Raw genomic sequence first — 26086 nt, forward strand, 5'->3', positions numbered from 1 at the left:
TCGACGGTGAAGTCGCCGACAGTGTGCTCGCGGTGCTCGACCGGGGCAGGTCCGGTGGGCGAGATCAAGGTAGGCATCGGCTTGCCACGGAGAACGGGTGGTCATGCCGTCCATATTTACGTGATCTCGCCTTGCGGTGATTTCGGAATCGGGGCACGCCGAGGGGCCCGTCGCCGGTGGGGCGGGCTCCTCGGCGTTCAGCGGCGGGGTGTTTGTAGCGGGTCCAGGTATTGGGGTGGGATGAATTCGGGGCGTCCGTCGGTGGCCATCCGTACTGCCCAGCCGGATTGTCCGTGGATGACCATGTGGTGGTAGCGGCAGAGCAGGCAGAGGTTGGTGAGGTCGGTGTCGCCGAGTTCGCCCCACGGCAAGAGGTGGTGGGCTTCGCAGTGTTTGGGTTTGCGGTGGCAGCCGGGGAAGGCGCATCCGTGGTCGCGGATGTTCAGTGCTCGTCGTTGGCCGGGGGTGACGGTGCGGGCGGCGCGGCCGATGTCGAGGGGTTCACTCTCGGTCCCGAGAACCGCGGGGATGATCTTGGCGTCGCAGGCGAGCATGCGGGCGTGGCGTGCGGTGATCTGGGTGACTTCGTCCACGCAGGCCGACCCGAGCCCGGAGGTCAGGGTCTCCAGCGGGATCGTGACCACCACCGTCGTCCGATCCCCCGACAGGGTGGGGGCTTTGTCGTTGGTCATGGCGTAGTGGATGGCGTCGAAGAGTGCGTCGCCGTGGCGTTCGCCGGGGGTGCGGGGGTCGCGGTTGCCGTCGTGGTCGGTGGGTCTTCGTTGTCCCCAGGTGTCGAAGAGGGCTTGAGCGCGGGCCCCGAATTCGGGGTCGAGCAGGCCGTTGAGTCGCCACCAGCCGTCGTCGCGTTTCCGCAGATGGACCTCGCGCGAGGGTGGTTTCAGGTCTTCGTCTTTCGGCTCGTTCCCGTCGGGATCCAGGCGCGCCAAGAGTTCCGCGCCACCGTTGAGGATCTCCTGGGGGCCGGCGTGGCGGGCCAGGTTCACCAGGATCTGTTCCGCGCCGGACCGGTCCTCTTCTGATGCCTCGGCGGGGATTTTCTTCAGTACCGCCAGGAGTGGGTCGAGGTGCTGGTGCCCGAGTTCCCCTTCGGCCGCAGTGGCTCCGGCGATGGGGGCGAAAGCAGGGGCGGGGGTGCCGTCCAGGTTTCGGCTTTCGTTCACCGCCAACGCGCGCGCCACGGTATCGCGGGCTTCTTTGGGGCTGATGCGGGCGGTTTCGGCGAACCAGCCCGCGGTCGAACCATGCCCGAAGAGTTCCATCGGACCGCGGGACTCGATCTCCGTCAGGAACTGCCCGACCTCCGCCAAAGCCTGTCGTGCCACCGACAACCGCTCCACCACGCCGTGCGCGAGCTCGCGCGCACCGGCACGCCACAACTCCTGTGGCGGTTCGAGGATTCGTTGGCTGGACACCCGGCCATAATACCACCGAATCGAACAGGCATTCGAGTCGAAAGGCGTTTTCCCGAAAGTGTATTGAGCCTTTTTCATCTTGGTTAGGTGAGGTTGTGTCCGAGGTGAGGATGGCTTTGTCTAGTGCGGTGACGCGGTGGGTGCTGGTGAGTACACGCCAGTGTTTGAGGTGGCGAACCCGCGTTCGGTGCGGATGACGGTGCCGTCGAGGATGGCGTAGTTGTTGTGGCTCCAGGCGAGCTGCCACAACGCGGCGGTCAGGGACGGGGCGCGCTGGGCGAGCAGGTTGATGACTTCGTGCAGGTAGCGGCACACCGTGGCCACGCCGATGCGGAATCCGGCAGCCAGGCGGGCGTAGGTGTCGCCGTTGTGCAAGTGGGCCGGCACGAGCAGGGCCTGACGCTGGCAGGACAGCCGGCGCTAGTCCGACCCGATCGCCTGCCGGTGTTCCCGGATGATCCGGGCCAACTTGGCCGATGTCTGGCTGGACAACGTGATCGCCGACGGGTAAGACAACGCAGCGAAGCTCCTGGCAGTGCATGGTTCTTGGTCGTTCCACGCATCTACCAGGAGCTTCGCCATACCCAGCACACCAACACACCCTCACCAACCCAAACCAGGTTGGAAAAGGCTCATTGAAGACAGTTCACCTTTATTGATGCGCTAATGACACTTGCGGGTGATAGGGGCGCAACGACCCCGCGGCGTATGAGGCTGACCTGCGCTCGATCCTTCGAGTTTCGTTAGCCTCTCGTCGTGCGTTCGCTGTACCGCCGTGCGCGTGGCGAGACTGACCTGCGGCGATTTCACAGTTCCCGCAGTAGATAACGCTGCAGCTTTCCGCTCGCATTACGCGGCAAGGCTTCGATGAAGCGCACGCGCCGTGGGTACTTGTACGGCGCCGCGGTCGCTTTCGCGTGGTTTTGCAGTGCCCGCGCCAGGTCCGTGCCCGGGTCGGCGCCGGGACGCGGGACGACGAACGCCGTGACGACCGAACCGCGGTCGGGGTCCGGCGTGCCGATGACGGCGCATTCGTCCACGTCCGGATGGGTGAGCAGGACTTCCTCGACCTCGGGCGCGGCGATGTTGTAACCGGACGAGATGATCATGTCGTCGCTGCGGGCGACGAACCGGAAATAGCCGTCGGCGTCGCGGACGTAGGTGTCGCCGGTGATGTTCCAGCCGCCGCGCACGTAGTCCTGCTGGCGCGGGTCCTCGAGATAGCGGCAGCCGGTGGGGCCTCGCACCGCCAGGAACCCGGGAGTGCCGTCGGGAACGGGTGAGCCGTCGATGTCGAGAACGGCCGCTTCGTAGCCGGGTACTACCTTCCCGGTCGCGCCGGGACGTGCGGTGTCGTCGGCGGCGGAGATGAACACGTGCAGCATCTCGGTGCTGCCGAGGCCGTCGATGAGCGGCCGTCCGACGATCTCCCGATACCGCTCGGCCACGGGAGCGGGAAGCGATTCGCCGGCGGAGACGGCCCGGCGCACTCCGGCCAGGAGTCGTCCGTCGCCGGCGTTCAGAATCGCGCGATACGCGGTCGGGGCGGTGAAGAGGACCGTGACGCCCTTGTCGGCGACGATGGCGGCGAGTTCCGCCGGAGTGGCGCGTTCGACCAGAAGCGTGGCCGCGCCCGCACGCAAGGGAAAGACCAGGAGGCCGCCGAGGCCGAAGGTGAACGCCAGCGGTGGCGTGCCGCAAAAGAGATCGTCGGACGTCGGGCGCACGATGTGCCGGGAGAACGTGTCGGCGATCGCGAGCAGGTCGCGATGGAAGTGCATCGTCGCCTTCGGGGATCCCGTCGTGCCCGAGGTGAAAGCCAGCAGGGCGACGTCGTCGGCCGCGGTCGGGACGTCGGCGAACGTGGGCGGATGTCGCTCCGCACGGGCGGCCAGATCCGTTCCGTACGACACGACGGGCAGATCGGCCGGGAGTTCGTCCAGCAGGCGTTCGTCGCAAACGGCGAGTGCGGGCTTCGCGCGGCCGACGATCTTGTCGAGTTCGGTACGCCGCAGCATCGGCATGGTCGTGACGGCCACCGCGCCCGCCTTGAGCACGGCCAACCAGGCCGCCGCGAGCCACGGGGTGTTGGTGCCCCGCAACAGCACCCGGTCTCCGGGAACCACTCCGAAATCGGCGACCAGGACGTGGGCGACGCGGTTGGCGCGGGCCAGGACTTCGCCGTATGTCCACGTTTCGGCGAGGGAGAGCAGGCAGGGCCTGTCCGGACCGAAGCGCGCCACGGTGTCGTCGAGCAGTGCGGTCGCGGCGTTCAGCCTGTCGGGATACCGCAGTTCCGGCAGGTCGAACACGAACTCCGGCCACTGCCCGGCGGGCGGCAGCCGGTCACGGCAGAACGGGTCGACGTGCGCGCTGGGAGAAAGCCTCATTGTCGCCGCTCCTCGGTCCGGCCCCCTCCTGCGAAGGTAGCACTTGTTACGACCGTCGAGAAGACGCGATGAAGCTCAGGGGACGAGGTCGGCCACGGCTCGATGCAAAGTGGCGCGCACGGTCTCGGCGTCATCGAGGTTGCCGCCGTGAAGCGCGCCGTCGCGGAGAAGGACGAGAGTGCGGGCGGCGTGGTCCGGGTCGGCGTGGCTCGCGTCGCGAGCCAGGTCGCGAAGGACGCCGAAGAACCAGTCCCGGTGGTCGTCGATGACCTGGCGGACCTGGTGTTCGGGATCGGGGTATTCGGCCGCGGCGTTGAGGAACGGGCAACCGCGGAAGTCGTCGTCGAGCGTCCGGTCGCCGATGATGCCCAGCGCGGCGAGCAGCGCTTCGCGGGCGGATCTTTCGCTTGTCACCGCGTCGACGCCCGCGCGGATCCGCTCGCTCGTGGTGCTCAGGTAGGCGGCGACGAGGTCGTCCTTGGTGGGGTAGTGGCGGTAGAACGTCGCCCTGGTCACGGCCGCCTCGGAGACCAGGCGCTCCACGCCGACGGCATGGATGCCCTCGGCGTAGAAGAGCCGTGACGCTGTCTCGAGCAGCCGGATCTTCGGATGTACGTCCCGGTCGACAGTCGGCATCCTCCAACCCTAGAGAAAGAACGGTCATTCCACCAGGTCGCCTTCGTCACGTTGCGGAAGGTCGTCCGGGCAAGCATTGTTCAGGGAGAAAGACCGATCGTTCTCCCTGACTTGAAGGAGCCACCATGACCAACCAGAAGCCCGCCATCGTCCTGGTCCACGGTGCTTTCGCCGACTCGTCCAGCTGGAACGGCGTCGTCCCGAAGCTGCGTGAGCAGGGCTATCGGGTGCTGGCCGCGTCGAACCCGCTTCGCGGCATCGAGTCCGACGCGGACTACGTCGCGGACGTCGTCAACGGCGTGGACGGCCCCGTGGTGCTGGCCGGGCATTCCTACGGCGGCGTGGTGATCAGCCGCGTGGCCACCACCGCGCCGAACGTCAAGGCGCTCGTCTACATCGCCGCCTTCCAGCCGGAGGCGGGGGAGAGCGTGTTCGAGCTGTCCGGCCGGTTCGAAGGCGGCAAGCTCGGCCCGGACACCACGAACGTCCTGGCTTCCCAGGGCGAGCTGTCGATCAAGCCCGAGAACTTCTCGGACGTGTTCGCGGCCGACGTCTCCGCGGAGACCGCCGACGTCATGGCGGTCACCCAGCGTCCGGTCACCGAGCGCGCGCTCGCCACGCCGTTCGACGGCGAGCCTGCCTGGAAGAACCTGCCGTCGTGGGCGCTGATCGCCGAGCAGGACCACGCGATCCCCGCCGCCGCGCAGGCGTTCATGTCCGAGCGCGCCGGCTCGGAGGTCACCAGGACGGACGCTTCGCACGCCGTCTCGGTCTCGCGGCCGGACGTCGTCGCGGAGGTCATCCTCGCGGCGGCAGCCAAGGTCGCCTGACCTCGGTCGCTTGACAGCGGAAACCTCCCCGGAGAGACTGCAAAAGCGTTTTTGCAGTCTCTCCGGGGAGAACCACGTGAAGGTCTTGGTGCTCGATTCGAGTCCGCGTCGTGAGGGCAATTCCTGGGCCCTCGCCCAGGCTCTGGCCAAAGGGGCGGAGGAAGCGGGACACGCGGTCGGCTTCGTCCGCCTTTCCGATTTCGTCGAGTCGCCGCTGGGGGACTGTCGCGACTGCCGGCTGAGCGACCGGTCCTGCGGCATCGCGGACGGCTACGAGCGACTGCTGTTCGACCACGTGCTCCCGGCGGACGCGATCGTCTACGCGACACCACTGCACTGGTACGGCATGACCGGTCGGCTGAAGTCCTTCTTCGACCGGCTTTTCTGCTACACCTCCGGCAGTTCGCCGCATACCGCCGAAGTCGTGCCCGGGCTGATGCACAAACGCGCCGCCGTGCTGATCTCCTGCGAGGAGAGCTACCGCGGCGCGACACTCGGGCTCGAAGCCCAGTTCCAGGAACTCGCCCGGTACCTGCGGCAGGACCTCGCCGGGATCGTGGTCGGGGTCGGCAACAGCCGGGGCGAGGTGGAGTGCGATCCCGCCCGGCCGCTGGAGGCCGCGGCGGACCTCGGACGTAGGCTGGGCGACGCCAACGTCACCGACTATCGGCTGGACACCGACCGGCCGAACCGCGTTTGGGGACCGCCCGTGGAGGCCTGAGTGTCGCCGACCATCCGTGACGTCGCCGCGGCCGCGGGGGTCTCGATCACCACCGTCTCGCATGTGCTGAGCGGGCAGGGCCGGATCTCCGAAGAGACCCGGCAGCGCGTCGCGCGGGCGGCGGCCGAACTCGGCTACCAGGCCAGTGTGCACGCACAGCAGCTGGTCACCCGGCGCAGCCGCACCTTGGCGATCCAGCTCGCGAACTCGGTCGACGCCGGCAGCGCGTGCGCGCTCGTGCCCAACTCGGACTACTTCCTCGAAGTCCTCAACGGGGCGGCCGAAGTGGCGTCGAAACGGTCGTACGCCTTGCTCCTGACGCCGAGGGAAGCCGACCTCGACCGGCTGAACGCCTTCGCCGTCGACGGCGCGATCCTGGTGGATCCCCGTGGGGACGAGCCGTTCTTCGCGACCGGCTGGTGCCGTGACCGGCCGCTGGTTACCGTCGGACGCCCGATGGCGGCGCCGTGCCCGGTGCCGGTCGTCGTCGACAACGACCTGGTCGCGGCCGCGCGGCTGATGCTGGATCACTTGGCGGACAACGGTTACGAGCGTCCGGCGATGATCACCACCGACACCCGCCGCTCCTACGCGGCGGACCTGGTCGCGGGATACCGGGGCTGGATGGAGGCCCGGGGCCTGGAGCCGATGGTGGCCGAGATCGACGAACCGCCGACCACCGAAGGCACGGCGGAGGCGCTGGGCAGGCTGCTCGACCGGCGGGTGTGCCCCGACGCCGTGTTCACGACGTCGGAGAACCTCGCCCTCGGCGTCCTCCACGAGGCCCGTCGCCGCAGGCTCGCGGTGCCCGGCGCGCTCGGGATCTGCAGTGCGGTCGACAGCGGATCGCTCCGGCTCACCTCACCGCAGGTAACCGGCATGTTCGTGTATCCCCGCGAGGTGGGCGGCCGCGCGGCCACGGCGTTGATGGACCTCATCGAGGGGAAGGCGTCCGACGGCGAGCCGCGCCGGATCGAAGTCGCCGTGCGTTTGAACGCGCGGGAATCCACCGTTCCTCGGCGCGGGGGGGTCGTGAGTGGCAATGAGGGTTAGAACCCGAATCGTCACTCACGACCCCCCGCGCAAAGTTCGGCCCAAATCAGGCACCGCTGTCTCGAAGGTGTCCTTTATGGACGGTCGAGACCGGCACGGTGCCGACGCCTTGTCCGCTTGAAGTACCTGAAGGACGCCAACCCCCACCGCTAAGAACTCCGGCACTCCGCGACCGGCGTGTCCCCGCCGTCTTCGCCGGTGGTCGCGATGAAGCCGAAGGTGGTCGTCCCGCCGGCGGGGAGGACCGCGTTCCAGTCGGCTTCGGACACCCGCACGCGATCGCCGTCCTGTGCCAGGGAACCGTTCCACAGATTGGCGATGCGGGTGCCGGGCGGCAGGGTCCAGCTGACCTCCCAGCCGGTGAGCCGGGTGTCCTGGGAGTTCCGCACGGACACGCGGATCTCCGAGCCGCCGGGCCAGCGATTGGCCACCTCGTACCGCGCTTCGCACACCGGTTTCGCGGTGGGAGTGGGCTCGATCGGTGCCGCCTGCGGAGCCTCGGGCGCGTCGCCGTCGAACAGGAGGACGCCTGCCAGCACACCGCTCGCCACGACCACACCGCCCGCGATGGCGAACGGCAGGCGTGAACGACGAGTGGGCGCGGGAAGCCGTTTGGTGCCGGACAGGATCGCCGGACGGCCGTCGGCGACGGCGGCGAGCATCCGCTCGGCTTCGGCCATGTCCGGCCGTTCCAGTGGATCGCGCCGGAGCATCCGCAGCAGGACGTCCGTGAGCGGGCCGGTGGACCGCGGCGCGGTGATCTCGCCGCGGGCGACTCGTTTGAGGAGGGCGATCTGGTTGCCGTCGGTGCCGAACGGCGGCGCGCCTTCCAGCGCGGTGTACAGCGTGGAGCCGAGGGAGAACACGTCCGACGGATAGCCGGGCTCCTCGCCGTCGGCGACCTCGGGGGAGAGGAACGCGGGTGTGCCGACGACGAGACCGTCGCCGGTCATCGTCCCTTCGCCCGTGGCGTGGGACAGGCCGAAGTCGGCGATCTTCGCTTGCCCGTCCTCGGTGATCAGGATGTTGTTGGGGGTGACGTCCCGGTGCAGGATGCCGTCCTCGTGCGCGGCGGCCAGCGCCGAGGCGATCTGCGCGCCGAGTTCCGCCACCCGGCCCGCTGGGAGCGGGCCGTCGTCCGCGAGGAGTTCCGTCAGCGGCCGCGACGACAGGAACTCCATGATCAGATAAGGGGTTCCGTCCTGTTCGACGACGTCGTAGACGGTGACGGCGTGCGGATGCTTGAGCCGCGCGGCGACCCGGGCCTCCCGCATCGCGCGCACGATCGACCGGAACGGCGCGTCACCCGGCGAGTTGTCCGGCAGCAGCTGTTTGACCGCGACCGTGCGGTCGAGCCGCTCGTCCCGCGCCTGCCACACCACGCCCATCGCGCCCCGGCCGACCTTGTGCTCCAGCCGGTAACGACCGGCGATGATGGCGTTCCGGTTCACGGGGCAACTGTATCCGTTAAGAAAGCTTGGCCTCCTCGACCGGCGAACCGGCCGTCGCGAGCCAGGCCTCGGCGAGCAGGCGGTGGCCGAGCGGGCTGGGGTGGACGCCGTCCGGGGCCAGTGTCGCCGCCCCGTGTTCGGCCGCCGCGCGCGGCATGAACAGATCCGCGCGGATCAGCCGCGCGCCGAATTCGGTGGCCACTTCCAGCGCGACTTCGATCCGAGGTGCCAGATCGGCCACCCAGTCATGGTGCTCCGGCTCCACCGGTAGCAGGAACGGCGTGATCACGTACAACTCGGCAGGCAGGTGCTGCCGAGCGTCGGCCAGCAGCCGGGTGTAGGCGGCGCGGAACTTGTCGATCGGGCTCGGCAGGCCGCGGTCGAAGGTCCGCCAGGTGTCGTTGATGCCGATCTTCACCGTCAGCACCGTCGGACGCGCCGCGAGGACGTCGGTGGTCCAGCGGGCTTCGAGGTCGTAGATCCGGTTGCCGTTGATGCCCCGGTTGATCACTTCCGGCCCGTCACCGAGGAGATCCGCGATCTGCCGGACATAACCCTTGCCCAGCGACGCCGGATCGGTGCGATCGCGGCTGGAGTCGGTGATGGAGTCGCCGGCGAAGAGCAACCTGTCGGCTTCGGTGAACCTCACGCGGCCGCCTCGATCAGCTTCCGCAGCGAGTCGGCCTCACCGGGGATCAGGTCCGGATCGTTGTCCGGGACGAATTCCAGCAGTGCGTCAAGCTGCCGCCCGGTCTTCGCGAGCAGGCCGAACGCCCTCGTCCACAGGTCCGCCCGGAAGGTCAGCGGATGCCGCTCGTTGCTGGGCCACCACGAGAAGACGTGCACCGCGCGCACGTGGTCGAGCACCAGTTCCAGTCCCGCGAGCGCCTGGTCGTCCGGCAGGTCCTGCGGCGGTTGCCAGTAGGTGCCGAGATTGTCGCGGCCGACCTCTTCGAGCAGCCGGACGGTCGATTCCGCGGTGTCGGTCAGTGTCCCGCCGTGGAATTCCAGCGCGACCTCCAGACCGTGGTCGTTCGCGACGTCGGCGGCCTCGCGGAGACCGGTGACGACCTGCGCGCGTTCGTCGGGGTCGACGTCCTCGGAGCCCGCTTTGCCGGCCCACACGCGGATCCGCGAGGCGCCGAGCCGGACCGCGGTGGCGGCGATCTCGCCGAACTTCCCGGCTTCGGCCGGGGTGGCGCGGAAGTAGGAACCGTAGGAGTCGCAGGTCAGCCCGTGCCGTGCCATGGCTTCGAACGCGCGCTCGGCCGCCCAGTCGTCGTCAGGGCGCACGTGGACGTCGGCGCCCCACTCGATCACCCGCAGCCCCGCTTTCTCGGCACGGCGCGCGACCTCGTCGGCGTCCAGCCGCCGCAGCGTCACCGAACACAGTCCCGGGCGGATCATTTTCCCTCCAACGGTTGAGTGCTTTCGCGCAGCACGACCTCACCGGTGATCGGCTTGACACGAGGACCGGCCGCGCGGTCGTCGAGGATGAAATCGAGCGCCTGTTCGCCCATACGCTCGATCGGCACCCGCACAGTCGACAGCGAAGGCCTTATGTCGCGCAAGGTAATAATGTCGTCGAAGCCGGCGATCGCGATCTGCGCGGGGACCAGCAGCCCGCGGTCGCGGCAGGCGGCCATCGCACCGACGGCCATCACGTCGTTGACCGCGAAAACACAGCCGCGGAAGCCGTTCTCGATCGCACGCACCATCGCCGCGTAGCCGCCGTCGCGGGTGAATTCCGCGCGCAGCACGTGGTTCTCGGGCAGGGGGACGCCGTGCCGGGCGAGTCCGTCACGGAAGCCGAGTACGCGATCCCGCGACGTCAGCAGGCCGGGCGGCCCGGCGAGCACGAGGAAGTCCCGATGCCCGAGCGCGGCGAGGTTGTCCGCCAGATCCGCCGCCCCGGCCCGGTTCTCCAGCATGACGGTGTCGAACGGCAGTTTCCGCTGGCCGATCACGACGACTTGACCGTCGGCGGCCTCGAACGCCTTGAGTTCCTTGGTCAGATTCCGTTGCAGGGCACTGTCTTCGTTACGCGACCCGGCCAGGATGACCGCTCGCGCCCGTTGCCCGCGCAACGTGGTGACGTACTCGAGTTCCTTCTCCGGATGGTTTTCCGTGCTCGCGATGGTGACGGTCAGCCCGTGCCGCGCCGCCACGCGCATCACCCCGGACGCGATCGAGGAGAAGTAGGGGTCGACGATGTCGTGCACCAGCAGCCCGACGACGTTGCCGCGGCCGCGGGCCATCGCCTGCGCGGGCACGTTCGCCGTGTACTGCAACCGTTCCGCGGCCCGCAGTACCGATTCGCGCAGCGTTCCGCTGACCTGTCTGGTGCCGCCGTTGAGCGCCCTCGACGCCGTCGCGAGCGACACGCCCGCCTCACGGGCGACATCGGCCAGGGTAGCCGAACCCGCGGCGCGCTGCGGCATGGTTCCTCCTCGATCGTGCGGTGGGCTCACGCCGGCGTGGGCTGACGCCGGCGTGAGCCCGGTTCGCTACGGAGCGCCGGGGCCGACGTCCGCGGTGGTGAGCGGCCGGTTGGCGATGGCGGCCGTCGAGTACTCGTCGGCACCGACGTCACGCAAACTGCCGCGAGCCTGGCCGTCGATGTCCAGCGTGACCGGCGCGGTCGACAGGGTCGCCGCGTCGATCGCGGGGCTGCCCGCGGCGAGCCGCGAGACACCGTCGCTGCCCTGCACGAGCTTCGGGTCGACCCGGCGGAAGGTGCCGGCCGGGATGTTGCCGTTCCCGCCCGAGCCCCACAGGATGTTGCCCGACCACGTGAAGTTGCCCGTGGTGCTCATCGCGACCAGGTCACCGTTGCTGCCGACGAAGAGATTGTCCGAAATCGTGCAGTCGCGCGGTTCGATCGTCCGTTTGGTCTCGCCGGCGAGTGTGCCGCTGTTGTTCAGCAGCGTGTTGTGCGCGATGAGCACGCGGTCCGCCGCGTCGTTGCCGCGCCGTGATTCCTTTGACTCACCAGGGAAGTGGTCGCGGACGCTGCCGCTGCCGACGACCAGCGCGCTGCCGGACACTCCGGCGACGTAGTTGTTGAGGATCTTGTGGTCGTTGCCGTAGATCCGGATGCCTTCCTTGCCGCCGAGGATGAAGTTGGATTCGACGAGGGTCTTGTTTCCGTGGCGGAGCACGATGCCGCCCTTGCTGTTCCGGATGGTGTTGTTGCGGATGAAGTTGCCCGACGACTTGACCGAGATCGCCTCCGGGTCGCCGTTCGCGCGTTCGAACAGGTTGAACTCGATCTTGGCGCCGGCGGTGGTGAGCGCGCGGGGGCTGACGCCGAGCCGGATCGGCTCGCCGCCGTTGTCACCGGGGAAGGTGTGGTCGGAGAAGTAGTTCCGGAAGACTTCGACGTCCGCCGCCATCTTGTCCTCGTCCGCACCCTCGATGCAGAGCATGACGCCGAGTGTCGTCTTGTGGTGGAAGTGGTTGCGGTCGATCTTGCTGTTGTCGGCGCGGACCATCACCCAGTGCAGGTCGGGGAGGTCGGCGAACTGGAGATCGTTGCGGGTCAGCCGGATCCGCGAGCAGTTCGCCGGGATCTCCAGCGTGGTGCTCTGGCGGAACTTGAACCCGCTGATCGTGACGCCGGTGGAGTCGTCGAAGACGAAGCTCTGCTCACCGTTGAGCGTCACCCCGCCGCGGGACTGGGCGACGATGGTGATCGGCTGGTCCTTCGTGCCGCGCCTGCCCTTGATGCTGATCGGCTTGCCCGTGGGCACGGTGTAGGTGCCGTTGTTCACGGTGATGACGGCACCGGGGCCTGCCTTGTTGATCGCGTTCTGCAGTTCGGTCAGCGAACTGACGTTCAGCGCGCACAGCCCCTGCGGTTTGGCCGACGCCGTGCCCGCGGTGACCCAGGGGACGGTGATCAGCGCGGCGCCGAGGGTGGCGCCGCTGAGGAACCTTCTGCGATCCATGATGCCTCCGTGCTCAATCGGTGGGGAGGGTTTCGGCGGCGGGGCTTTGTTCGCTGAGGAACAGTTCGATCACCGGGACCGGGGTGTCCGGTTTCCGGATGGGGAGCTTGAGGGTGAGCGTGCCTTCCGGCTGCCCGCCCATCTGGGTGTTCTGCGCGGTCTGCCCGGGATCCGTGTGCACCTGCCGGATTTCCGAGGCGTCGTCGAGCAGCTGGGCGTAGCGCACGCGCCCGGCGAGCCCTGGCAGGTGCACGTGGTTCATCGGCCAGCTGAAGAGATGCAGGTACAGCCGGTCTCCGCGCTGGGTGTAGCGGCCGTCCGCGGGGGCGGTGAACCCGGCGGGACCGCAGCCGCGGATGGCGCGTTCGTGCCGGTCCATCCAGCGGCCGAGTTCGGCGAGCACCTCGAGCGCCCGCGGGTCGATCTCGCCCCGGCCGTTCGGGCCGACGTTGAGCAGCAGGTTGCCGTCCTTGGACACGCCGTCGACCAGCATCCGGATCAGCAGTTCGGGGCTCTTGTAGTCGAGGTTGTCGCGGTCGTAACCCCAGCTGCCGTTCAGCGTCTGGCACGCCTCCCACACCACGGGGACGCCGTCGCGGGTCATCGGGCCGGACGGCTGGTACTGCTCCGGGGTGATGAAGTCGCCGGGGATCCCGGCGCGGTCGTTGACCAGGATGCCAGGCTGGAGTTCGCGGACCAGCGCGAGCAGGCCGGGGGAGTCCCAGTCGTCCGGTCCCTTGCCGCCCCACCATTCCTTGCGGCCCTGGTACGAGAAGTCGAAGAACAGGTAGTCGATCGTGCCGAAGCGGGTGAGCAGCTCACGGACCTGACCGTGCAGGTAGAGCTGGTACTCGGCGATGTCGGCGTACTGGTGCGCCGCGATGTACTCCGCGTCGTCACGGCGGGGATGGGTGCCGTCGACGGGGAACGCGGGGTGGTGCCAGTCGATCAGCGAGTGGTAGAAGCCGACCTTCAAGCCTTCTTCGCGGCAGGCATCGACGAACGGGCCGAGCAGATCCTTGCCGTAGGGCGTGTTCGTCACCTTGAAGTCGGTGAGATCGCTGTCCCACAGGCAGAAACCGTCGTGGTGCTTGGTGGTCAGTACGACGTAGGTCATGCCCGCGGCCTTCGCGGCCCGTGCCCAGGACCGCGGGTCGTACTTGTCCGGCTCGAAGTGGTCGAAGTAGACCCGGTACTGCTCGTCGGTCAGCTTTTCGCGGTTCTGCACCCATTCGTGCCGGGCGGCCAGCGAATACAGTCCCCAGTGGACGAACATCCCGAACCGGTCGTGGGTGAACCAGGCGGTGGAACTCACTTCAGGATCGCTCCTTGATTGTCTTTGGTGAGTCAGCCCTTGAGTGCGCCCGAGGCGAGGCCGCGGACGAACGAACGCTGGAAGAACAGGAACGCGGCGACCGAGGGGAGCAGCGCCAGCAGCGACGCCGCCATGATCACGCCCGGCGTGACGTTCGTGTCGATCCGCAGTGTCCGCAGGGCCAGCGGCAGGGTGTAGGTCGAGGCGTCGGTCGACACGAGCAGGGGCAGCAGGTACTGGTCCCAGATCATCGTGAAGCCGAAGACCCCGATCACGCCGAGCGCGGGCTTGCACATCGGGAGGATGATCTGCGCGAAGATCCGCAGATCGCCGGCGCCGTCGATCCGCGCGGCCTCCTCGAGTTCGCGGGGGACGTCCTTCATGAACTCGGTCATCACCAGGATCGAGAAGGCCCACGCGCCCAGCGGCACGATCATCCCGGCGAGGCTGCCGATCAGGTTGAAGTGCACCAGCGGCAGATCCGAGAGGATCAACGACAGCGGGATCGCGAGGATCTCCTCCGGCAGCATCAGCGTCGCCAGGATCGCGACCAGCACGAAGGTCATGAACCGGAACTTCTTGCGCGCCAGCGCGTAACCGGCCAGCACCGAGACGATGACCTGCAGCAGCAGGCCGAAGCCGACCACCAGGAACGAGTTGAGCAGGTACATCCCGACGCCGAGGTCGAACGCGATGCCGAAGTTGTCCAGGGTCGGGCTCGACGGGACGACGCTCAGCGCAGTCGGATCGGAGACGTTGTTGAACGCGCTGACCAGCAGCGCCAGCAACGGCCCGGCGAACACCAGGAGCAGCAGGGTGTACAGGACGAACTTCAGGATCCGTCCGCCCGGCGATTTGACGGCGTCGAGGCCGAGTGCCGAATCGTTGGCCGCGGTCATGCGTCTCGCCTCCGTCGGAGCACCTGGACGAACAGCGTCAGCACGAGCGTCGCGAGGAACAGCAGGACCGCACCCGCCGCGCCGACGCCCAGCCGGTTCTGTTCCAGGCCGAGTTTGTAGATCAGGGTCATCGCGACTTCCGTCGAGCCGTTCGGCCCGCCGTTGGTCAGCAGGAACACCTCGGTGAACACCCGCAGGCCGCGGATCGCCGCGAGCACGAACAGGATCGAGAACACCGACCGCAGGCCCGGCAGCGTCACGTGGAGGATCTTGCGCCAGCGGGAGGCACCGTCCACAGTGGCCGCTTCGTAGAGGCCCCTGTCGATTCCGGCCAGTCCGGCGAGGAAGATCATCATGTCGTACGGCGCGCCGCGCCAGATGCCGGTGACGATGACCGAGATCATCGACGTGTCGGGATCGTTGATGAAGCCCGACGGGCCAAGCCCGACCATGCCGAGGATGGAGTTCAGCATCCCGTCCTCGGTCGGGTGGTACATGATCCGCCAGAGTTCGGCGACCACCGCGATCGGCACGACCACCGGCAGGAACGCCGCCGACCGCAGGAACTTCAGCCGTTTGCTCTGGCCCTCCATGAACAGGGCGAGCGCGAGGCCGATGACCATCGACCCGACCGTCTGCCCGACCGCGATGACCACGGTGTGCCAGATGGCGGAGTGGAACGCCTCGTCACCGAGGACGGTGCTGTAGTTCTGCCCGCCGACCCACTGGTTGCCGAGGTACGGCTGGACGTCCTGGAAGGACATCGTCACCGCGGTGATCATCGGGATGAACTTGAAGTACACGAACAGGATCAGGGCGGGGGCCAGGAACAGCCACGGCGTCCACCACTTCCCGTCGCGGTCGCTGCGCCTGCGGGCCTTCGGCGCGGGCGCCCGCTTGGCAGCGGGACGGTCCGCGCCGACGGCCGCCGGCTTGGCGTGATCTACGGTCATGACGCGCTGATCCCCTGTTGCTGCAAGGTCGCGGTGAGCTTGGTGTCGAGTTTCGCCAGTTCCGCCTTGGTGTCGAGCTTGCAGTCGGCGATGAGCGCGCTGACCGTGTCGGCGGTGTCCTGGCGGACGGGCGTCCAGTTCGGGATGGACGGCGCGTAGTGGCCGGACTTGGCATAGATCTCGGCGTAGGTCTTCCAACGCGGGTCGGGCCGGACCTGGCTGATGTCGATGTTCTTGTTCACCGGGAGCTGCACGATGAAGGCAGAATCGCCCTCCATGCCGATCTTCTGGCCGTCGGCCGAGATCGCGAAGTCACCGAAGGCGTCCTGCCCGGCCTGGTTCGGCGAGCCTGCCATCATGTAGATCGACAGGCCCTCGGCGAGCACGTCGGCGTTCTTGGCGCCCTGCGGCATCGGGACGACCTCGTACTTGTCCTTGCCGAGTGCCTTGTCGAAACGCGGCAGCAGATACGGGCCGACGACGTACATCCCGGCCTTGCCCGCCTCGAAGGTCTCGTTGGTCGCCGGGGTCGGCATGGTGACCGAACCGGGCTGGATCACGTTGTCCTTGCAGCCGAGGTCGCGGAACCACTGCACCGCGGCGACGGATTCGGGCGTGCTCATCGACGGCTTGTACTTGCCGCCCCCGGCCTCGGTGATGAAGTCGCCGCCCGCGGCCCACAGGAAGTTGGAGAAGTACCAGGAGGCGTAGCCCCGCTTGGTCGACAGCGTCGCGTTGAGGCCCGCGGTGTCGTTCTTGCCGTTGCCGTCGGGGTCACCGGTGGTGAACGCCTTGGCGAGGTCGACGAGCTCCGGCCAGCTCTGCGGCACGCTCTTGCCGAGCTTCTCGCGCCAGTCCTTGCGGATCAGCAGCGCCGAAGCCTGCGCGCTGTAGGGCAGGCCGTACAGCTTGCCGTCCGGGGTCTGGTTGGACTTCAACGCCTGCTCGGTCAGCTCGGCGGCGTGCTTGATCTTGCCCTGTTCGATCTCGCGCACGAGACCCTGGCTCTTCAGCGTGCCGACCTGCGTGACGTCGTTCATCACGATGTCCGGCAGGTCGCGCTGGGCGGCGCGCTGGGCCAGCTTCGTCTCGAAGTCGTCGAAGATCGCGGTGACCTGCACCTTGAACCCGGTGGCCTTCTCGAAGGCTTCCGCGAGCCGTTTGGTGGCCTGCTCGCCGGCGCCGCCGGGAGTCGTCCGGGTCCACAGTTCCAAGGGCGCCTTGGTGTCCTGCGCGACGTTCGTTCCGGCGGGGCCTGCCGAGCAGCCCGAAAGGACCAGCGCTGAGACAGTGAGTCCCACGCCGATCCACCGCGATTTCCGCATCGCATCTCCTGTTCACTGTGGACCACGCTGTCTACTCCGCAGGGGACGGTAAGCGCTTTCCCGACCTGAGGTCAATGGTCCGATGATTACGAATTTCAATCGGCAGGGTTTGCCCCTGCGTGGGCCTTGCCGCGCGTGGACCGGGGAAAGCATCCGATGTATGGTCGCCGACGGAGGTAGGGATGACCGAGCTGCAACACCGGCCGACGGCACTTCTCGTGATGGAGGAACGCCGCCGCGACGACGTTTACCCCGAGGCGGTGCTGAAGGAGATCGGCACGCTGGTGGACCTGCGTGAGCCGCTCACCCGCGAGCGGCTGGCGGAGGATCCGGCGGCACTGGAAGGCGTCGAAATCCTGTTGTCCGGCTGGGGTGCCCCGGTGCTGGACTCCGTCCTCTTGGGACACGCGGCGGACCTGCGCGCGGTACTCGTCGCCGCCGGATCGGTCCGGCCGCTGACCACCCCCGAGTTCTGGGCGCGCGAGCTGCCGATCGTGTCCGCCGCGGCGGCGGGCGCCGTCCCGGTCGCCGAGTTCACCCTGGCCCAAGTCCTCTTAGGACTCAAGCAGGTACACCGGATCTCCCGCGAGATCCGGGAGCGGCGGGCCTATCCGCCCGACCCGAGGGTCGCCGGTGCCTACCGGTCCAGGGTCGGCCTCCTGGGCCTCGGCGAGATCGGTGCTCTCGTCGCGTCGCATTTGCGCGGTTTCGACGTGGACGTGCTCGCGAGCGACCCCGTCGTCGACCCGGCGACCGCCGCCGGACTCGGCGTGCGGCTGGTGGGTCTGGACGAACTGTTCGCCACCTGCCCCGTGGTCAGCCTGCACGCGCCGCTGCTTCCGGAGACCGAAGGACTGGTGAACGGGGAGCTGGTGGCCAGGATGGGCATCGGCGCGACCCTGATCAACACCGCCCGCGGCGCCGTCGTCGACGAACCGTCGGTGATCCCGGTGCTGCGCGAGCGCCCGGACCTCACGGCGATCCTCGACGTCACCTGGCCCGAACCGCCCGAGCCGGACTCGCCGCTGTACACGCTGCCGAACGTGGTGCTCACCCCCCATCTGGCCGGCGCGCTGGGCGCCGAACGCGCCCGGATGGGCGAACTCGTCACGCGGGAGCTTCGGCGGTTCGTGCTCGGGGAGCCGCTTCAGTACGCCGTCGCACCGGACCGGGCGCACTTGCGGGCGTGATGCTCGCAGTTCGAGAGATCGGTCCGCGTTCTGGCCGTCGACCTGCCAGGACACGGCGACAGCGCTCCCGCGGAGAAGGGCGCGGCTCGGCGTGAGGTTGCGTCAGGTCGTATAACGCCCTATACCGCGTGCCGACTGGCGGTCAACACGGCCGTGAGGCCCTCCTGCAGATCTTTGACGAAGTACCCGGGCACCTCCAGCGACGGGAAATGGCCCCCGGTTTCGGGTGACCTCCATCGGACGATCTGGCGGTACCGCTCCTGCGCCCAGGGGCGCGGATACTTCTCGATGTCGCGGGGATAGACGGTGATCGCCGACGGGACGTCGACCCGGAGATCGGGATCGAGCGAGTTGTGGCTTTCGTAGTAGATGCGGGCCGACGACGCGCCGGTCCGGGTCAGCCAATACAGGGTGACGTCGTCGAGGACACGGTCCCGGGAGATCGTCTCGAACGGGCTGTCCTCGGTGTCGGACCACTCGGCGAACTTGTCGAGGATCCAGGCGAGAAGCCCGACCGGTGAGTCGACGAGCGAGTAACCGATGGTCTGCGGCCTGGTCGCCTGCTGCTTCGCGTACGCCGCGCGGTGATGCCAGAAATCGTGGGTTTCCTCGGTCCACTCGCGCTCGATCGCCGTCAGCCCGTCCGTGGTCAGCCCGGGCGGCCCCTCCGCGAACGTCGTGTGGATGCCGAGGACGTGCGCCGGGAAACGGCCGCCGAGAACCGTGGTGATATTGCCGCCCCAGTCGCCGCCGTGGGCGGTGAACCTGTCGTAGCCGAGCCTGCCCATCAGCTCCACCCAAGCGGCCGCGATCTTCTCGGTGCCCCATCCGGTGGTGGCCGGCTTGTCGCTGTAACCGAAGCCGGGTAGCGAGGGCACCACGACGTGGAACGCCGGCGCGTCCGGGTTCTCGGGGTTCGCCAGTTCATCCACCACATCGACGAATTCGGCGATGCTGCCCGGCCAGCCGTGCGTCAAGACCAGGGGAACGGCGTCCGCGCGGGCGGACCGGCGGTGCAGGAAGTGGATACCCAGGCCGTCGACGGTCGTGCGGAACTGACCGATCCGGTCGAGGTGCTTCTCGAAAGATCGCCAGTCGTATTCGGTGCACCAGTAGTCCACGACATCGACGAGGTCGGCGAGCGGAACGCCCTGCCCCCATCGGCGATCGACCGTCTCGGGCTCCGGTAGCCGCGCCGCGGCCAATCGCGCGCGCAGATCGTCGAGTTCGGCGTCAGACGCGCGGGCTTCGAATGGTTGTACGTCGCTGGTCGGACGGGGCATGGGACCTCCTGTCATCGTGGAACCGGCTAAGACGGTTCTAGCAGCTCTTCCGGTCTGGGTGCAACCGGCTAAGGTGGTTCCATGCCTGCTGGGTTCCCTGACTTCCGCCTCGGCAACGTGCTCGCGACCAGCTTCACCGCGACTCTGACGGAGCGCCGCGGTGACGCCGTGGAGCGCATTCCCACGCCGCCCCGACTCGTCGACTGGCTGGCGGTGAACGGCCTCGCCGTGGACTCGTGCACCGACGCCCAGCTCGAACTCGCTCGAGAACTGAGGGAGTCGATTCACGCCGCAGCGACCGCGGGCGCGCTCCAGGACGCGCTTCCCGCTTCGGCTGTCCAGGTCATCAACGACCACAGCACTCAGGGCCGCGCCGCGGCTGTCCTGACGCCCGAAGGCAAGCGGCGATGGCAGCTCGGTTCGGCATCCCGCGTGGAAGACGCCCTCAGCGTGATCGCCGCCGACGCGATCAGCATCATCGCAGGCGAACGCGACGGAAAACTGGCCCTGTGCGCATCGCCGACCTGTCAAGCCGCCTTCTTCGACACCAGCCAAAGCCGCACCCGCAAATGGTGCGACATGAACACATGCGGGAACCGTCAGAAGAAGGCGCGGTTCAATGCCAGCCAGCGGAAGAGCTCTCTGTGAGCGTATCGGTGGGTGGCGAGGCTGGGTCTGTTGCCGGGGAATGGCGACGGGGCCGGGTGGCGGTGTGAGGTCGGGCTGGTGACGTGAGCGCCCGGGCCGTTGCCGAAGAAGGGTGACAGGCAAGAGCGGCGGCCGTGCGAGGTCGGTGCTGTTCCAGTTCGTTGCCGGGTAACGGCAATCGGTTCGGGCGGCGGTGTGAGGCCGGCTTTGTGATGTGACTGGCTGCTCTGTTGCCGCGAAACGGCGACGAGCGGCATCGGCATCGAGCCCGGCCACCTCGGCTGATCGCCGCTGAACGGCAATAGTGGGCTATCGGCTTCGTGACCCGGTCACCCGCCGTTGCCGCGAAACGGCAACAGGCCGGGCATCGCGGAGGTGCAAGGCCGGACCGGCGACATGAGCGCCCGGGCCCTTGCCGTTTCGCGGCGATGGGGTCGGGCGGAGAACTGTGGCCGGCCTGGTGGCATTGCCGCTCCGACCCGTTGCCGCAGAACGGCGACAGACCAGAGCAGCGGCGGCGGTGTGAGGCAGCTCTGTTGCCGCGAAACGGCGATAAGCGGGGACGGCACCGGCCCGGGCCCATCGCCGCGAAACAGCGACACCTCAGCGCAAAGCAGTCACGGGTTCCGCGCCGCAGGCGCATACCTCGGCCCAGGCGAGATCACCCAGTTCTGGTATTCCGGCATGAAACCACCCGTGCCGAGCCCAAAAGGAACCCCCAGGGCCTCACTATGTCCACTGTGGACGGAACTGGCGAAGTTGACCATCTCCTGATCGAGGATCTCGTGCGGCGGCCGCCACCGGACAGCCGCCACCCCTGGACGACACGTCACCGTGACACTTTCCGGTGACAACCCGGTGAACCGGCCGGATCCGGGGAATACGCGGGCATCGAGGAGAAAAGGAGAGAACGATGAAGTCACGTATCGCCGCCCTGGCGGCCGCAGTCACGTTCTTGGTCTCCGCGGGAGCCGTCACCGCCTCGCCAGCCATCGCGGACCCGGTGCCCGGCAACCCGAACCAGTTCTACGCGTCGTGCGCCGTCGACCTGCTGGGCGTCCCGGTGGGTTGCCTGGAAACCGACGAAGAACACGCGACGCACATCTGCCAGTATGTGCTCACGGCGTTCGGTCTCGGCCTCGACTGCATCCAACGCTGAGCCGGATCAGGTGCCGAGCCAGCCGGGGTTCGCCGCCGCCCACTCGGGAAGACGGTGGCGGATCGCGGCGGGTTCGGCGATCGCGTGCATCAATCCACTTCGGACGGTGGTGACGTCGATGGGTGAGCCTTCGCGCCACAGCAGGAGATGCCTTGTCCTCAGCGGAACACCGCGCAGGGCCACCACCGGGCCGGGCATCGTGGTACCGGAATCGAGGGACTGGACCGGCGCCACCGCGCGGGGATCGTTCCGGACGGCCTGCCACAGCGCCGTCGGTTCCACTTCCCGCACGGTGATCTCACCGAGGCCGGCGCGGGTGCACTGATCGGTCAGGTGGTCGCGGAACCCGTCGTCCGCGCCCGCCGCGGTCAGCCAGGCCGATCCGGCGAGTTCCGCCAAGGACACCTCGCCGCGTCCGGCGACGGGATGGTCCGGGGACACGATCACGAACACCGGCTCCGTTCCGACGGGAAGCAGGTGGACGCCGTCCGGCGGGACGATCTCCTGGCCGGGGTGATCCACGTACAGCGCCAGTTCCACCGTGCTGTCGAAAAGCGCGGCGAACAACGCGGTCCTGCCGGTCATCGTGAGCAGTTCGACCGGACGGCCGGGTGCGGCCGCGGCGACCACGCCACTCAGCATCTCGGCGAAGACGGTCGGGAACGCGCCGATCCGGAGCAGGCCTTCGGGCGGTGCGCGGTGGAACCGGCGGATCGCCAGTTCGAGGTCGTCCGCCGCGGCCAAGACCCGTTTCGCGTGCTTCAGGAGCACTTCGCCCAGCGCGGTGGGGTGGATGCCGTGCCGGTCGCGTTCGAACACCGTCCGCTCCAGGGCCCGCTCGACCCGGTGCAGTTGTGCGCTCAACGCCGGCTGCGAGAGCCCGAGCGCGGTCGCGGCCTTCGCGAGACTGCCCGCCGACGCGATCGCGTCGAGAAGGCGCAGATGCCGGACATCGATCTCCGCGGGCCAGGAATGGCCGTCCCCGGGACCGATCAGGGGGCTGATCACAGGTCGTCCTCGTCGATGATCGTGCGGAGTTCGTGCAGTGCGCGGTGCTGGACGACCCGGACCAGGCCGGGGCACACCCGCAGGATCGCGCCCGCCTCGGGCGCGGTCATGCCGACGGTGATCCGCAACCGGAGGATCTCCTGCTGGATACCGGGCAGTTTGCTCATCAGCCGCGTCAACCGGTCGTGGCCGTCGGCGGCGAGGGCCTGCCGCTCGGGTTCGTTGGGCTCGGGCGTCGCGCGATCGGGCGGATCGGACCTGGGCTCCGATCGGTCCCGTGCTCGCCATCGGAAGGCGGCGGCGACCTTCCGGGCGGCCATCACCCGCACGTCGGTTCCGTCCAGCCGGAGCCGGCAGTAGTTCGCGACCACCGGCTGGACGATGCTCATCAACTCGTTGGTCGCCGCGGGGTCACCGCGGCGGGCGCGGGGGACGAGGGATTCGAGATCCGCCGCCTCCGCGCCGTCGTCAGGGGAAGGAGCCGCCCCCGGCGAGGTGAGTTCGCCGGGGGCGGTCCAGGTCAGGCGAGTTCCCAAAGCGCGGGCACGTTGGGCGGCTCCCAGCCAGGCTGGGAGGTGTGCGGCTGGATCACCCGGTAGTTGCTGCCGCCGTAGCTGGCGGTCGCGCCGGAGCCGTAGTAGGTGTTCGGCGCCCAGGTGCCGCCCGGCGGGTTCGAGGTCGTCGGGCTGGTCGGGGTGGTGGTCCTGGTCGGCGTCGTGGTGGTGCTGGACGGCGGGTTCCCGCTGACCGTCAAGCGCAGGTTGTAGACGCTCAGGATCTCCGTGACCGGCTGGAAGTAGATCGTGCCGCCGGAGGTGCAGTTTCCGGAGCCACCGGAGGTGACGCCCTGCGCCTGGTCGCCGGTGATCCACGAACCGCCGGAGTCACCGGGCTCGGCACAGGCGTTCGTCCGGGTCAGGCCGGTGATGGTGCCCTCGGGGTAGGTGACCGAGGTGTTCTTCTGCAGGATGGTGCCGCAGTGCCAGCCGGTGGTGGAGCCGGAGCGGCACACCGAGGAGTTGACCGGGGCCTCGGTCGAACCGGCGACCGGCACGGTGCCCGGGTAGCGGTTCACCAGCGGGCGCGGGGTGTTGCCGGCGTCGGCGCGGACCCAGGCGTAGTCATTGCCGGGGAAGCTGGAACCCGCGACGCTTCCGCTCGGGTTCGAGGTGCGCGTTCCGGTCGTGCCGCAGTGTCCGGCGGTCACGAAGCCGCCTTCGACCGCGAAGCCGATGGAGCAGCGGCCCGAGCCGAAGGTGTAGGCGTTGCCTCCGATGATGTCGATCAGCGGGCGCGGGTCTTCGGTGCTGGCTTCGACCCGGACCAGGTCGGACGGCACGCCGGACTCGGCCGCCCACGACTTCGCGGCGGCCTCTCCGCCGGCGTTGGCGAGCACGACGATCGAATTGGTGGTGACGTCGGTGAACCAGCCGGGCACGGTGTTCGGTGCCTTGCCGGACTTGGCGTCCAGCCGCAGCTTCGCGGCGTCGAGATCGGTGGCACTGCGGGCGACGGTCTTCGGGGTCGCGCCCGCGGCGCGCACCAGGTCGGTCTGTGCGGCGTCGGTGACCGCCACGGTGAGCGTGGTCCCGGTGCCGTCCAGCCACGATCCGGCGTACGACGTGCCGAGCTGCTTCTTCAGCGTGTTGTCGGCGACCGCGGCGCGCTGTTCGCTCGCGAGCCGGAGCTTGGCCTGCTCGGGGCTGATCTTCAGGTCGCGGGCCATCGCGGCCAGCATTTCGGACTGGGCCTGGTCACCGGCGGTGGCTTGCTGACCGGCGCTCGCACTGGGGGTGAGGGCGATGGCGGTGACCAAGCCTGCCCCGGTTATGGCCGCGGCAGTGGCGGCTAAGATCTTTCTGTTCATGTCGGCGCTTTCCTCGAAAGTGGCGGGGGAGGGGGATTCGTCCCCGACCGTACGAGGCGCCTCACTCGATTGGTACATACCATTTGGGTCATATCACCCGGCTTGAACGCGGGGTGATATGGCGGGATTCCATGGTGATCCGGCCGATGAATCCGTTACGGTGCAATGGTTTAGCCGCCAACGGAGGAAGCTGAGTCCAGCCGCGCCATCCGATCCGTCGCGGCGTTCCCTGTCGTGAATACCGTACTTTTGAGGGGTAGGGCAAAGGGAAAACCGGAACTTCTCACAGTGTGAGGAAGTGCCCGTCGTGCCGGAGGGTGCGCCGGCACGACGGGCGAGGGCCGGTGATCAGGTGCGCAACCACACCGCGGTGTCCGTCGGGAGTTCACCGTCGACCGGGCCGCTGGCCATGAGCACTTCGCGATGCGAAGGCAGCGGCACCGGCGAGTCCGAGAAGTTCAGCACGAAGGTGAACCCCGGTTCCCTGGTGAACGCGAGTACGCCTTCGCCCAGGTCCAGCCACTCCAGTTCGCCAGGACCGAGCGCGGGGAGTTCGTCCCGCAGGCGCAGGCCGGCGCGGTAGAGCCCGAGCATCGATGCGGCGTCGGCGGCCTGTGCCTCCGCCGTGCTGGAGCGCCATTCCGTCGGCTGGGGCAGCCACGTCCCGCCGGTGCCGAAGCCGAACGGCGGTGCGTCGCCGGACCAGGGGATCGGGACGCGGCATCCGTCACGGCCGGGGTCGGCGCCGTTCGTGCGCGTCCACACCGGATCCTGGCGGAGTCCGTCCGGGATGTCCTCGACCTCCCACAGGCCGAGCTCTTCCCCCTGGTACACGTACAGACCGCCCGGCAGCGCCATGGTCAGCAACGCCGCCGCGCGCGCCCGGCGGGTGCCGAGTTCGCGGTCCACCGGCGTGCCGTGCAGCCGATCGGCGAACGCGAAACCCGTGTCGCCCTCGCGGCCGTACCGGGTCACATGCCGGGTGACGTCGTGGTTCGACAGCACCCAGGCCGCTGGCGCGTCGACCTCCTCGTGCGCCACCAGCGTCCGCTGGACGACGTCCCGGAACCGCGCGGAATCCCACGGGCACACCAGGAAATCGAAGTTGAACGCCGCGTGCAGTTCGTCGCGGCGGAGGTACCTCGCGGCGCGCGACATGTCCGGCAGCCACATCTCGCCGACCAGCACCCGGTCGCCGGGGTAGCTGTCGGCGATCTTGCGCCACGACCGGTAGATCTCGTGCAGCCCCTCCTGATCGGAGAACGGCGTCTCGTCACCGGGATCGACGTCGGGCAGCCGCGGGTCCTTCACCAGCCCATCGGCGACGTCGATCCGGAAGCCGTCGACGCCGCGGTCGAACCAGAACCGCAGCACGTCCTCGAAATCCTGGCGGATGTCCTGGTTGTCCCAGTTGAAGTCCGGCTGGCGCGAGCTGTACAGGTGCAGGTACCACTCGCCGTCCGGCACCCGTGTCCACGCGGAACCGCCGAAGCGCGACTTCCAGTTGTTCGGCGGCTCGGCGCCGTCCGGCCCGCGGCCCGGCCGGAACCAGAACCGTTGCCGCTCGGGCGATCCCGGCTCCGCCGCGAGTGCTTCCCGGAACCAGCGATGCTCGTCGGAGCAGTGGTTCGGCACGATGTCGATGATCACGCGGATCCCCTTGGCGTGGGCCGCGGCGATCAGGTCCTCCGCTTCGGCGAGGGTGCCGAAGAGCGGGTCGATGTCCCGGAAATCGGCGACGTCGTAGCCGCCGTCGTCCATCGGCGACGGATACCACGGGGTGAACCAGATCGCGTCGATCCCCAGCTCGGCCAGGTAGTCCAGCCGCGCGCGGACGCCGGCGAGATCGCCGACGCCGTCGCCGTTCCCGTCGGCGAAACTGCGGATGTAGACCTGGTAGATCGCCGCGCTCCGCCACCATCCGGCGGTCTGCCCCAATGCGGTCACGGAAGTGCCCTCCTCAGTCGTTCGT

24 protein-coding genes are annotated in these 26086 nt (G+C 68.5%); 6 read left to right on the top strand and 18 right to left on the bottom strand.

The features are described from left to right. Positions 1 to 197 precede the first annotated feature (197 nt). The 4 genes from DL990_RS29480 to DL990_RS29495 all read right to left on the bottom strand — a co-directional run bounded on the left by DL990_RS29480 (position 198) and on the right by DL990_RS29495 (position 4462). Entirely contained in the window at positions 198 to 1436 is a 1239-nt protein-coding gene (locus tag DL990_RS29480) for an HNH endonuclease signature motif containing protein (RefSeq protein WP_125800619.1), read from the bottom strand. Between the two features lie 120 nt (positions 1437 to 1556). Next, entirely contained in the window at positions 1557 to 1850 is a 294-nt protein-coding gene (locus DL990_RS29485) for a transposase family protein (protein WP_125800620.1), read from the bottom strand. A gap of 392 nt (positions 1851 to 2242) precedes the next feature. Further along, positions 2243 to 3826 carry an AMP-binding protein gene (locus DL990_RS29490; RefSeq protein ID WP_125800621.1) on the bottom strand — a complete coding sequence of 528 codons (1584 nt, stop codon included), beginning with the start codon at positions 3824 to 3826 and terminating at the stop codon, positions 2243 to 2245. Positions 3827 to 3901: 75 nt separating this feature from the next. Beyond that, positions 3902 to 4462, bottom strand: a complete 561-nt coding sequence (locus tag DL990_RS29495; RefSeq protein ID WP_125784559.1) for a TetR/AcrR family transcriptional regulator — start codon at positions 4460 to 4462, stop codon at positions 3902 to 3904. Positions 4463 to 4587: 125 nt separating this feature from the next. On the opposite strand from DL990_RS29495, the gene DL990_RS29500 reads away from it, so the two are divergent. The 3 genes from DL990_RS29500 (at position 4588) to DL990_RS29510 (ending at position 7066) form a co-directional block, all read left to right on the top strand. Beyond that, entirely contained in the window at positions 4588 to 5292 is a 705-nt protein-coding gene (locus DL990_RS29500) for an alpha/beta fold hydrolase (protein ID WP_125800622.1), read from the top strand. A 76-nt stretch (positions 5293 to 5368) separates the two neighbouring features. Next, positions 5369 to 6013 (top strand): flavodoxin family protein, encoded by a 645-nt coding sequence (locus DL990_RS29505; protein ID WP_125784555.1) that lies wholly within the window; start codon positions 5369 to 5371, stop codon positions 6011 to 6013. After that, a complete protein-coding gene (locus DL990_RS29510) occupies positions 6014 to 7066 on the top strand; it encodes a LacI family DNA-binding transcriptional regulator (RefSeq protein WP_125800623.1) in 1053 nt (350 codons plus the stop codon). Positions 7067 to 7215: 149 nt separating this feature from the next. Here the strand turns inward: DL990_RS29510 and DL990_RS29515 are convergent, their stop codons facing one another. The 9 genes from DL990_RS29515 to DL990_RS29555 form a co-directional block, all read right to left on the bottom strand. After that, a complete protein-coding gene (locus tag DL990_RS29515) occupies positions 7216 to 8517 on the bottom strand; it encodes a protein kinase (protein ID WP_125800624.1) in 1302 nt (433 codons plus the stop codon). A 16-nt stretch (positions 8518 to 8533) separates the two neighbouring features. Next, positions 8534 to 9166, bottom strand: a complete 633-nt coding sequence (locus DL990_RS29520) for an SGNH/GDSL hydrolase family protein (RefSeq protein ID WP_125800625.1) — start codon at positions 9164 to 9166, stop codon at positions 8534 to 8536. Then, positions 9163 to 9924: a sugar phosphate isomerase/epimerase gene (locus DL990_RS29525; RefSeq protein WP_199746656.1), complete on the bottom strand. Its 762-nt coding sequence runs from the start codon at positions 9922 to 9924 to the stop codon at positions 9163 to 9165. The genes DL990_RS29520 and DL990_RS29525 overlap by 4 nt, the downstream gene beginning before the upstream one ends. Further along, positions 9921 to 10958 carry a LacI family DNA-binding transcriptional regulator gene (locus DL990_RS29530; RefSeq protein WP_125784547.1) on the bottom strand — a complete coding sequence of 346 codons (1038 nt, stop codon included), beginning with the start codon at positions 10956 to 10958 and terminating at the stop codon, positions 9921 to 9923. Before DL990_RS29530 ends, DL990_RS29525 begins: the two co-directional genes overlap by 4 nt. Before the next feature lie 66 nt (positions 10959 to 11024). Continuing rightward, a complete protein-coding gene (locus DL990_RS29535) occupies positions 11025 to 12467 on the bottom strand; it encodes a polysaccharide lyase 6 family protein (RefSeq protein ID WP_125784545.1) in 1443 nt (480 codons plus the stop codon). Positions 12468 to 12480: 13 nt separating this feature from the next. Next, positions 12481 to 13782, bottom strand: a complete 1302-nt coding sequence (locus tag DL990_RS29540; RefSeq protein ID WP_125800626.1) for an alpha-L-fucosidase — start codon at positions 13780 to 13782, stop codon at positions 12481 to 12483. Between the two features lie 32 nt (positions 13783 to 13814). Beyond that, positions 13815 to 14681 (bottom strand): carbohydrate ABC transporter permease, encoded by an 867-nt coding sequence (locus DL990_RS29545; protein ID WP_125784541.1) that lies wholly within the window; start codon positions 14679 to 14681, stop codon positions 13815 to 13817. Then, on the bottom strand, positions 14678 to 15634 hold the full coding sequence (locus DL990_RS29550; protein ID WP_125800627.1) for a carbohydrate ABC transporter permease: 957 nt from the start codon (positions 15632 to 15634) through the stop codon (positions 14678 to 14680). Before DL990_RS29550 ends, DL990_RS29545 begins: the two co-directional genes overlap by 4 nt. Then, positions 15631 to 16959, bottom strand: a complete 1329-nt coding sequence (locus DL990_RS29555) for a sugar ABC transporter substrate-binding protein (RefSeq protein WP_125800628.1) — start codon at positions 16957 to 16959, stop codon at positions 15631 to 15633. Before DL990_RS29555 ends, DL990_RS29550 begins: the two co-directional genes overlap by 4 nt. A 182-nt stretch (positions 16960 to 17141) precedes the next feature. Between DL990_RS29555 and DL990_RS29560 the strand changes: the two genes are divergently transcribed. After that, complete coding sequence (locus DL990_RS29560; protein ID WP_125800629.1) at positions 17142 to 18149, top strand: hydroxyacid dehydrogenase; 1008 nt, start codon at positions 17142 to 17144, stop codon at positions 18147 to 18149. A gap of 119 nt (positions 18150 to 18268) precedes the next feature. On the opposite strand, the gene DL990_RS29565 is transcribed toward DL990_RS29560, so the two are convergent. Beyond that, positions 18269 to 19432, bottom strand: a complete 1164-nt coding sequence (locus tag DL990_RS29565) for an epoxide hydrolase family protein (RefSeq protein WP_125800630.1) — start codon at positions 19430 to 19432, stop codon at positions 18269 to 18271. Between the two features lie 81 nt (positions 19433 to 19513). Between DL990_RS29565 and DL990_RS29570 the strand changes: the two genes are divergently transcribed. After that, a complete protein-coding gene (locus DL990_RS29570; RefSeq protein WP_125800631.1) occupies positions 19514 to 20080 on the top strand; it encodes an ABATE domain-containing protein in 567 nt (188 codons plus the stop codon). Between the two features lie 913 nt (positions 20081 to 20993). After that, the gene (locus DL990_RS29575; protein ID WP_125784529.1) at positions 20994 to 21239 is read left to right on the top strand and encodes a hypothetical protein; all 246 of its coding nucleotides are present in this window, start codon (positions 20994 to 20996) and stop codon (positions 21237 to 21239) included. A gap of 6 nt (positions 21240 to 21245) precedes the next feature. Here the strand turns inward: DL990_RS29575 and DL990_RS29580 are convergent, their stop codons facing one another. From DL990_RS29580 to DL990_RS29595, 4 genes are all read right to left on the bottom strand, one after another. Then, a complete protein-coding gene (locus tag DL990_RS29580; RefSeq protein ID WP_125800632.1) occupies positions 21246 to 22247 on the bottom strand; it encodes a LysR family transcriptional regulator in 1002 nt (333 codons plus the stop codon). Next, the gene (locus DL990_RS29585; RefSeq protein ID WP_233620616.1) at positions 22244 to 22783 is read right to left on the bottom strand and encodes a sigma factor-like helix-turn-helix DNA-binding protein; all 540 of its coding nucleotides are present in this window, start codon (positions 22781 to 22783) and stop codon (positions 22244 to 22246) included. The genes DL990_RS29580 and DL990_RS29585 overlap by 4 nt, the downstream gene beginning before the upstream one ends. Further along, positions 22768 to 24114 carry an alpha-lytic protease prodomain-containing protein gene (locus DL990_RS29590; RefSeq protein ID WP_125784525.1) on the bottom strand — a complete coding sequence of 449 codons (1347 nt, stop codon included), beginning with the start codon at positions 24112 to 24114 and terminating at the stop codon, positions 22768 to 22770. Before DL990_RS29590 ends, DL990_RS29585 begins: the two co-directional genes overlap by 16 nt. Before the next feature lie 348 nt (positions 24115 to 24462). Further along, the gene (locus tag DL990_RS29595; RefSeq protein ID WP_199746657.1) at positions 24463 to 26061 is read right to left on the bottom strand and encodes an alpha-amylase family glycosyl hydrolase; all 1599 of its coding nucleotides are present in this window, start codon (positions 26059 to 26061) and stop codon (positions 24463 to 24465) included. Positions 26062 to 26086: the final 25 nt, after the last annotated feature.

This window comes from Amycolatopsis sp. WAC 01416, assembly GCF_003947485.1.
Classification (GTDB): domain Bacteria; phylum Actinomycetota; class Actinomycetes; order Mycobacteriales; family Pseudonocardiaceae; genus Amycolatopsis.

Bases quoted from the DNA above. Each gene is read 5' to 3' on its own strand.
- DL990_RS29490 (WP_125800621.1), bottom strand. From the start codon at position 3,826: ATGAGGCTTTCTCCCAGCGCGCACGTCGACCCGTTCTGCCGTGACCGG.
- DL990_RS29495 (WP_125784559.1), bottom strand. From the start codon at position 4,462: ATGCCGACTGTCGACCGGGACGTACATCCGAAGATCCGGCTGCTCGAG.
- DL990_RS29500 (WP_125800622.1), top strand. From the start codon at position 4,588: ATGACCAACCAGAAGCCCGCCATCGTCCTGGTCCACGGTGCTTTCGCC.
- DL990_RS29525 (WP_199746656.1), bottom strand. From the start codon at position 9,924: ATGATCCGCCCGGGACTGTGTTCGGTGACGCTGCGGCGGCTGGACGCC.
- DL990_RS29530 (WP_125784547.1), bottom strand. From the start codon at position 10,958: ATGCCGCAGCGCGCCGCGGGTTCGGCTACCCTGGCCGATGTCGCCCGT.
- DL990_RS29535 (WP_125784545.1), bottom strand. From the start codon at position 12,467: ATGGATCGCAGAAGGTTCCTCAGCGGCGCCACCCTCGGCGCCGCGCTG.
- DL990_RS29545 (WP_125784541.1), bottom strand. From the start codon at position 14,681: ATGACCGCGGCCAACGATTCGGCACTCGGCCTCGACGCCGTCAAATCG.
- DL990_RS29550 (WP_125800627.1), bottom strand. From the start codon at position 15,634: ATGACCGTAGATCACGCCAAGCCGGCGGCCGTCGGCGCGGACCGTCCC.
- DL990_RS29555 (WP_125800628.1), bottom strand. From the start codon at position 16,959: ATGCGGAAATCGCGGTGGATCGGCGTGGGACTCACTGTCTCAGCGCTG.
- DL990_RS29560 (WP_125800629.1), top strand. From the start codon at position 17,142: ATGACCGAGCTGCAACACCGGCCGACGGCACTTCTCGTGATGGAGGAA.
- DL990_RS29565 (WP_125800630.1), bottom strand. From the start codon at position 19,432: ATGCCCCGTCCGACCAGCGACGTACAACCATTCGAAGCCCGCGCGTCT.
- DL990_RS29570 (WP_125800631.1), top strand. From the start codon at position 19,514: ATGCCTGCTGGGTTCCCTGACTTCCGCCTCGGCAACGTGCTCGCGACC.
- DL990_RS29575 (WP_125784529.1), top strand. From the start codon at position 20,994: ATGAAGTCACGTATCGCCGCCCTGGCGGCCGCAGTCACGTTCTTGGTC.
- DL990_RS29590 (WP_125784525.1), bottom strand. From the start codon at position 24,114: ATGAACAGAAAGATCTTAGCCGCCACTGCCGCGGCCATAACCGGGGCA.